Genomic DNA, 2,300 nt, shown 5'->3' on the forward strand with positions numbered 1-2,300 from the left:
GGCAATGGCCGCATAGCTCCACTTCTGGTGTCCGCTAAAAGCGGGGGGATTACCCTTGTACCCGGGGATCAAGCCTGCAGGCCGACCGCCATTGACTTCTCTGCGCAAATGGGAAAGGGGGTTGACAAGTTCATATGCGATCTCGCAGAGATTTGCGCATATGGACATCGCAGCGGCCGAGTAACGTCACCAACTTTGAAAACGGTGCTGCGTGCGATGAGGGCAAGCTTCATACCGTGGCTAATTGAACGGCAGCCGGTAAAGAGAAAGGCATGGTCGCTATTGGCGATTGATCGTGATCTGCTTGAAGCATATGCGGTGCACTTGCCGATCAAATACTCACCGCCAACAGCGTACAACATGTACGCACATCTGCTCATCATCATGCGGCTTGGACATGAGCTGAATTTATGTATATCGCCTCACGAGACGGGTATGCAAAGGAGGATGTCGTACTGCCGGGATGGTGCGAATTCAACAAAGCCATACTCGAAGTACGAGTTGTCACAGATCTCTATAGTTCTTCATCGATATCTCGTCGAGATTAGGAAGGATCCGAATGCGGTTCCACAACAGGTTGCTCTTGCCGTGTACTTCAGCTTGATGGCATTGCGAACAGGTTTTAATGCGTCGTCGCTGCTACTGCTTACGCGCGATGCTCTTCGTGAGCATCCGCTAAGACCAGGCTACAGCGTTCTGGTCTCTTACAAAACAAGAGCCCGTAGAGAAGTGCAGTCCGTATCGAAATGGCTGGATTCGGTCGATAAGACCACGATCTGTGACTCAAGCGTGGAGACCCTCTACAGAGAATTGCTCGACTACACGCATGACCTAACGCAGGGCTTAAGTGAGGGAGATGGCCGCGCGTTTGTTAGGGGGCCGCTGCGGCGCACGGAAGGAACTCGTCCTATCCCACTCACAATGAATGATGTGAGTGGAGCAATTCGCGGTTGGCTTAGCCGTCGCCATCTCTTTATTGACGAACAGGGGCAGCGATTCTGGCCGTCGTCCCGCAGATTCCGCGCCACCTTGGCGTCGAGAGCTTTTGAGCTGGCTGGAGGCGATCCGCTCGTGGTGGCAAAGATTCTTGGAAATGCGGGCCCTACCGCAGCGACACACTATGTCGCAGCGCCGAAGGAGGCTGTAGTGGAGTTCCATCAAGCAATGGGCGAGCTGCGCCAGAGGCTGGAGGGAGCAATCGCGAGCTTCTCGCCCACGCCGGTGAGCGGGTGTTCGGATCCACTCGGGGGACGCTATGCACCTAAGAATGGAGTCACATACTGCGAGCGATGGACAAATTGCTTCAAATGTCCAAATCAAGTGATTACCGGTGAGGACAACGAGCTCTGGAGACTGTACAGCTTCTATTGGGCCCTTCAAAACAAGTCCCACTTTCTTCGCCGAACGCCGGCCTGGTCGATGGTTAGATTTGCTATCAAAGCAATGGAGACAGCTGTTATAGAGCGGTTTGGCCAGAGCGCAAGAAGTGCAATGGATCGCGCGAGGCACAACCCTCATCCATTCTGGGCGAAGGCAAAGATAGAGGGTTGGCTAGATGTCCGCGAGCAGCATTAGAAAGGCAGTAGAGCGAATCACTTCTCTGCATGCCGAAGAACGGGACAGAGAGGTCGTTTCGTGGATTGAATGTAACGGGGAGCTCATACCATTAAGCTACTACGGGGACGAGAGAATAGACCTCTCGCCCTACATGCCAAACCCAGCTTCTGACGTGGCGTTGATCAAGGTAAGTAGCATCCATTTCAGATGGAGACATTCGTTCCTTGATGTGCTCTTCACCTACTGGAATAAGGGGCGGCCGGGATCCTCTGTACCCAAGGCTTCTAGTGTCATAAGAGTCAGCCAGTCGCTGACAGTCTTCCTAAATTGGTTGGCGGCGAAGGACATATGGAGATTTCGGGACGTATCGCCCCCCGTATTCAGAGAGTTCGTGGAGCATCTCTCATCATCGCCAATTGAAAGCTGGCACCCACGCAAGGGAAAAAAGAGGCGCGCTGAGGGGATCAAAAGCGTCGTCTGGGCTTGTGTGCTCCCCTGGGAGCTGAGGGCATCACTCGCAGATCCGATTACGGCATGCCCCTACACATATGAGCGTGGAGTAACAGGTCTTACAAAGACAAGATCGAGAACTTCGAGAGAGGCGCAGACGTATTGTCTTTCAGCCGCTGAATACGTGCAGCTCTATGATTCTTGCGAGCAGGATTTAATTGATGCTGATCGAATAATCCGACGTCCCCCCGCTTTCAGTAGCGGAACCATTTGGAGTCCGGGGTTACTGTAGC

The 2,300-nt window shown here is 53.4% G+C and carries 2 protein-coding genes; both read left to right on the forward strand.

What is annotated here, in order from left to right:
- Positions 1–1,575, forward strand: a 1,575-nt coding sequence (locus AX730_RS18675) for a hypothetical protein (RefSeq protein WP_232310134.1), incomplete at its 5' end; no start/stop codon positions are given.
- The gene (locus AX730_RS18680; RefSeq protein ID WP_157074020.1) at positions 1,556–2,299 is read left to right on the forward strand and encodes a hypothetical protein; all 744 of its coding nucleotides are present in this window, start codon (positions 1,556–1,558) and stop codon (positions 2,297–2,299) included. The genes AX730_RS18675 and AX730_RS18680, both read left to right, overlap by 20 nt.
- The last annotated feature ends 1 nt before the right edge of the window (position 2,300 follow it).

Source organism: Pseudoxanthomonas mexicana, from assembly GCF_001556105.1.
In the GTDB taxonomy this organism is placed as follows: Bacteria; Pseudomonadota; Gammaproteobacteria; order Xanthomonadales; family Xanthomonadaceae; genus Pseudoxanthomonas_A; species Pseudoxanthomonas_A mexicana_A.

Bases quoted from the DNA above. Each gene is read 5' to 3' on its own strand.
- AX730_RS18680 (WP_157074020.1), top strand. From the start codon at position 1,556: ATGTCCGCGAGCAGCATTAGAAAGGCAGTAGAGCGAATCACTTCTCTG.